This window comes from Limnobacter sp., from assembly GCF_964228395.1.
Classification (GTDB): domain Bacteria; phylum Pseudomonadota; class Gammaproteobacteria; order Burkholderiales; family Burkholderiaceae_B; genus Limnobacter.
The window spans coordinates 1-5,779 of record NZ_CAXQZX010000159.1 but is presented as its reverse complement, the minus strand read 5'-3'; the positions used below and the strand labels follow the sequence as shown (position 1 = coordinate 5,779).

Below are 5,779 nucleotides of genomic sequence, written 5' to 3'. Positions count from 1 at the left end.
AATCCGTCGCTTACCGTAAAAGGGGCGTACCGGTTCGATTCCGGTCCCGGGCACCACAGCAAACAAAAACTCCCCCTGCAAGTGCGCGTACAATATCGCCTTCGCATCGTCAACTTCAAAGAACAACACCGTGACACGCCGTATCCTTGTTACCTCTGCGCTGCCTTACGCCAATGGCGCCATCCACCTCGGTCATTTGGTGGAATACATCCAGACTGACATCTGGGTGCGTTTTCAAAAAATGCAGGGCCATGAAGTGCATTATGTGTGCGCTGATGACACCCACGGCACACCCGTGATGCTTCGGGCACAGGCCGAGGGCATTAGCCCAGAGGAGCTGATTGCGCGCGTGAGCCAAGAACATCAGCGCGACTTTGCAAGTTTTTATGTGGGTTTTGACAACTACCATTCCACCAACTCGCCCGAGAACAAGGCACATTGCGAAACCATTTACACCCGTCTGCGCGAGGCCGGGCTGATCGAGGTACGTTCAGTTGAACAGTTCTACGACCCCGTCAAAAACATGTTTTTGCCTGATCGCTTCATCAAGGGCGAGTGCCCCAAGTGTGGAGCAAAAGACCAATATGGCGATTCTTGCGAAGTGTGCGGCGCAACCTACCAACCCACCGAATTGAAAAACGCCTACTCCACGGTGTCTGGCGCCACGCCAGTGCGCAAAAGCTCAGACCACTATTTTTTCAAGCTATCTGACCCACGATGCGAGCGTTTCTTGCGCGAATGGACCCAAACCCCGGGACGCCTGCAGCCAGAGGCTAGCCGCAAAATGCAAGAGTGGCTGGGCGAGGAAGGCAGTGGCAAACTGGCCGACTGGGACATTTCTCGCGATGCGCCCTATTTCGGTTTTGAAATCCCAGATGCGCCCGGCAAATATTTTTATGTTTGGCTAGACGCCCCGGTGGGCTACTTTGCCAGCTTTCAACATCTCTGCGAGCGCATCGGCCTGGACCACCAAGAGTTTTTGAAAACCGGCACGCAGACCGAGTTGGTGCATTTCATCGGCAAAGACATTCTGTACTTCCACGCCCTGTTTTGGCCGGCCATGCTGCAATTTGCGGGTTTGCGAACTCCAACAAAAGTAAACGCTCACGGCTTTTTAACTGTGGACGGCGCAAAAATGAGTAAAAGCCGTGGCACATTCATCACGGCCGAAAGTTACATCAAACAGGGACTAAACCCCGAGTGGTTGCGCTATTACTTTGCAGCCAAGCTTAATTCCACCATGGAAGACCTGGACTTGAGCTTTGCAGACTTTACAGCTCGCGTTAACAGCGACCTGGTGGGCAAATACATCAACATCGCCAGCCGCAGTGCCGGGTTCTTGGTGAAAAATTTTGATGGCCGAACCCTCGACGCCGCCATGCAACACCCCCTGCTGCTCGAGCTTCGCGCCCAAGCTGCTGCCATTGCCGGTCACTATGACGAGCGCGAGTACGGCAAAGCCATACGCGAAATCATGGCCTGTGCCGACAAGGTTAATGCCTACGTTGATCAAGAAAAGCCGTGGGAACTGGCCAAAAACCCTGACAAGCAACTTGAATTGCACACAGCATGCTCAATCTGCCTGGAGGCCTTCCGCCTGCTGACCCTCTACCTCAAGCCGGTGCTGCCTGTTCTGGCAAGCCAAGCCGAGGGGCTGTTGGGCGTGGCGCCCCTGCAATGGGCCGATGTGGGCAGCCCGCTGGCAAGCACAGTGGCCATACAACCCTTCAAACACCTCATGCAGCGTGTGGATCAAAAGCAAATCGACGCTCTGATTGAGGCCAATAAGCAATCATTGGCCCCTGCTGCGGCCACAGCCACAAACGCGGCCAAAGGTAAACAAAACACCGAGCCCAAGGCCGATTCCCGTTCTGAGACTGACATCATCAGCATCGACGACTTTGCCAAAATCGATCTGCGCCTGGGTTTGGTTAAATCTTGCAATGCCGTGGAAGGCTCCACCAAACTGCTTCAACTCACCATCGACTTGGGCGAAGACAAACCGCGCAATATTTTCTCGGGCATCGCAGCGCATTACAAGCCAGAGGAGTTGGTCGGGCAATTTGTGGTGGTGGTGGCCAACCTGGCACCACGCAAAATGAAATTTGGCGTGTCCGAAGGCATGGTGCTTTGCGCAGCCTCAGACGACGACACGGTGCTACGCACCTTAACGGCCCAAGGCAATATGACGCCGGGCATGAAAATCAGTTAAACCAACAAAAGGCAAAGCGTATTTGCTTTGCCCCAAGGACCTTGCAAAGTGCAATCAAATTCTTGGGCGGCCTGATAAACTACTCACAATTTTTTAAATATATTCAATACCATGGCACATTACGAATCTGAAGCGACCCAGTTTTTAAGCCAGCTCAAACAAGAGCGCCCACACTTGGAAACCGAGCAGCAAAAAGGCCGGGCTTTGCTTTGGGACAAACAACTTGACCGACAGTTACAGGAAGGTTTTAAACAAGCCAAGGTGCCTCAAAAGCCCTATGTGTATCAATCTGGCGATGTTCAGCCTTAAGTGTGGTTTATTGTTTCCAAGTCAAGACAATTGACCCGCAACACGCTCATAAAGGCACACCTTGAGCAACTCCCTTAGCGATGTTCAACACAGCGACCAAGCCGACAGCACCCCCAATGTGGTGGACGGCTTGGCTTTGGCTCGCCTCTATGGCGAGCCGCTGTTTAACGTCCCCAAAGACCTCTACATCCCGCCCGACGCACTTGAGGTTTTTCTGGAAGCATTCGAGGGACCACTGGACCTTTTGCTCTACCTCATTCGCAAGCAGAATTTCAATATTCTGGACATTCCCATGGCCGAGCTCACCCGGCAATACCTCAGCTATGTGGATGAAATTCGAAGCCGCAATCTAGAGCTTGCAGCCGAGTATTTGCTCATGGCCGCCATGCTGATTGAAATCAAGTCGCGCATGCTGCTGCCAGTAATTCCCAAAGATGGCGAGCAGGAAGCCGAAGACCCTCGCGCCGAACTGGCGCGTCGCTTGATTGAATACGAACAGATCAAACTGGCCGCCCAGGAACTCGATAAGATTCCCCTTCTGGGCCGCGACTTCTGGATTGCTCACGCCTACCACGACCCCGCCACAGTTGAGCGGTTTCCAGATGTATCGCCCAACGAACTTCAAGAAGCATGGGCTCAAATTCTTCGACGCGCTTCACTGGTCAAGGCCCACACCATTGCGCGGGAGGAGTTGTCAGTGCGTGAACACATGACCATGATTCTGCGAAGGCTTCAAACTCAAAAATTTGTTGAATTCTTCGACATGTTTGATGTGGAGCGCGGCGTGCCAGTGGTGGTGGTTAACTTCATTGCCATGCTGGAGCTTACACGCGAAGGCTTGGTCAAAGTAACCCAAGCAGAACCCTATGCACCCATTTACGTGCGCCTGGGCTACGAGGCCAGCACCCCCTCTGAACAGGCATCGGCCTGATTGAACCGTTTCTCCCCATTCGTTCCTTAAGGGTTCCCTGCGCATAAAAAAACCCGGCCCTGTGGCCGGGCTGCGGGCGTGAAGCATTTCTTGATTAACCAAAGAAGTCCTTCACCTTGTCCATCCAGCTTTTGGCGCGTGGGGAGTGCTTGTCGCCATCGGCCGTGCAAGAGGCCTCAAACTCCTTGAGCAACTCCTTTTGCCGCTCAGACAAGCGCACCGGCGTTTCAACCACAATGTGGCAAAACAAGTCCCCGGGGTATGAAGAACGCACGCCTTTGATGCCTTTGCCGCGCAAGCGGAATGTTTTGCCGGTTTGTGTGCCCTCGGGAATTTCAAACGATGCTTTACCACCCAACGTTGGAACCTCGATGGCACCACCCAAAGCAGCGGTGGCAAACGACACTGGCATTTCGCAATGCAGGTCATCGCCATCGCGCTGGAACACCGCATGCTCTTTAATATGCACTTCCACATACAGGTCGCCCGCAGGCCCGCCATTGACTCCGGGCTCACCCTTACCACTCAAACGGATGCGCATGCCATCATCGATGCCTGCTGGTACTTTAACTTCCAGGGTTTTGTTGGTTTTTTTACGGCCCAAACCCTCGCAATCGTGGCAAGGGTGGGCAATCATTTTGCCTGTGCCGTGGCACTTGGGGCAGGTTTGTTGCACGCTAAAAAAACCTTGTGTCATGCGCACAGCACCCGATCCACCACACGTGGAACAGGTCTCTGGCTTGGTGCCTGGCTTGGCCCCACTGCCCGAGCAGGTACCGCAGTTGTCCCACACCGGCACCCGGATTTGGGTATCAAAGCCTTTGGCCGCCTGCTCCAGCGTGATCTCCATGTTGTACTTCAGGTCGGCGCCCCGGTACACGTTGGACTGTCGGCCACCCCCTGCTCGGCCACCAAAAATGTCACCAAAAATATCGCCAAATGCATCAGAAAAATCAGCAAAGCCACCGGCGCCACCACGGGCACCCGCGCCCATGTTGGGGTCAACGCCAGCATGACCGTAACGGTCATAGGCCGCACGCTTTTGTGGGTCGGTCAACATCTCGTAGGCCTCTTTGGCCTCTTTGAATTTGGCCTCCGCCTCCGCGTTGCCTGGGTTGCGGTCTGGGTGGTACTTCATGGCCATCTTTCGATAAGCCTTTTTCAGCTCGTCGTCTGTGGCGTTTTTTTGTACACCCAAAATCTCGTAAAAGTCCCGTTTTGCCATGTTCTTCTCTATGCAAAAAGGGCGAAGGCCACCCACGTGCCCATGCGCCCTTGCCTTTGGGCACACACAGCCGGCCCAACCGGGCCAGTCAGTGCGTGCACGTTTGCTTTAACCACCGATCACTTGTCTTTAACTTCCTTGAAATCGGCGTCTACCACATCATCTGCGTCTGCTTTGTTGCCGCTGGTCTGCTCTGCACCTCCGCCTTGTGCTGCACCTTCAGCAGCACCGGCAGCGGCTTGTTGAGCTTGCATGTCAGCGTACATTTTTTCTCCAAGCTTTTGCGCAGCTTCTGCCAGTTCCTTGGTTTTGGTGTCAATGGCGTCTTTGTTGTCGCCCTTGGCAGCCTCTTCCAAGGCCTTGCAAGCGGCCTCGATTTTTTCTTTCTCGCCAGCATCCAGCTTGTCGCCGTACTCGCCCAAGCTCTTGCGGGTGCTATGCACCAATGCGTCGGCCTGGTTCTTTGCATCGGCGAGATCGCGGCGCTTCGCATCGTCAGCCGCATTGGCCTCGGCGTCTTTCACCATTTTCTGGATCTCTTCCTCGCTCAAACCAGAGTTGGCCTTGATGACGATCTTGTTCTCTTTGCCGGTGCCTTTGTCTTTGGCAGACACATGCAAAATGCCGTTGGCGTCAATGTCAAAGGTCACTTCAATCTGTGGTACACCGCGTGGTGCAGGTGGAATGCCCTCCAGATTGAATTCACCCAGGCTCTTGTTGTCGTTGGCCATTTTGCGCTCACCCTGGAACACCTTGATGGTGACCGCAGGTTGGTTGTCATCGGCCGTGGAAAACACCTGGCTGAACTTGGTGGGGATGGTCGTGTTTTTCGAAATCATGGTGGTCATCACACCGCCCATGGTTTCAATGCCCAAAGACAATGGGGTCACGTCCAGCAGCAGCACATCTTTGCGGTCGCCACTCAACACAGAACCCTGAATGGCAGCACCAGCGGCCACGGCTTCGTCGGGGTTCACGTCTTTGCGGGGTTCTTTACCAAAGAAGCTCTTTACAGCCTCTTGCACTTTGGGCATGCGGGTCATACCGCCCACCAAAATAATGTCGTCAATTTGTGACGTAGATACACCTGCGTCTTTCAAGG

The 5,779-nt window shown here is 54.1% G+C and carries 5 protein-coding genes; 3 read left to right on the top strand and 2 right to left on the bottom strand.

The annotated features are described in order from the left end of the window. Nucleotides 1-130 precede the first annotated feature (130 nt). From metG to ACEQU8_RS13630, 3 genes are all read left to right on the top strand, one after another. On the top strand, nt 131-2,212 hold the full coding sequence (metG, locus tag ACEQU8_RS13640; protein WP_370264330.1) for a methionine--tRNA ligase: 2,082 nt from the start codon (nt 131-133) through the stop codon (nt 2,210-2,212). Between the two features lie 111 nt (nt 2,213-2,323). Continuing rightward, nucleotides 2,324-2,521, top strand: a complete 198-nt coding sequence (locus ACEQU8_RS13635; RefSeq protein ID WP_370264328.1) for a DUF3460 family protein — start codon at nt 2,324-2,326, stop codon at nt 2,519-2,521. Nucleotides 2,522-2,582: 61 nt separating this feature from the next. Further along, a complete protein-coding gene (locus tag ACEQU8_RS13630) occupies nt 2,583-3,452 on the top strand; it encodes a ScpA family protein (protein WP_370264327.1) in 870 nt (289 codons plus the stop codon). A 94-nt stretch (nt 3,453-3,546) separates the two neighbouring features. On the opposite strand, the gene dnaJ is transcribed toward ACEQU8_RS13630, so the two are convergent. Both dnaJ and ACEQU8_RS13620 read right to left on the bottom strand, forming a co-directional pair. Further along, entirely contained in the window at nt 3,547-4,677 is a 1,131-nt protein-coding gene (gene dnaJ, locus ACEQU8_RS13625; protein ID WP_370264326.1) for a molecular chaperone DnaJ, read from the bottom strand. Nucleotides 4,678-4,796: 119 nt separating this feature from the next. Beyond that, the coding region (locus tag ACEQU8_RS13620) for an Hsp70 family protein (RefSeq protein ID WP_370264324.1) at nt 4,797-5,779 on the bottom strand (983 nt) is incomplete at its 5' end.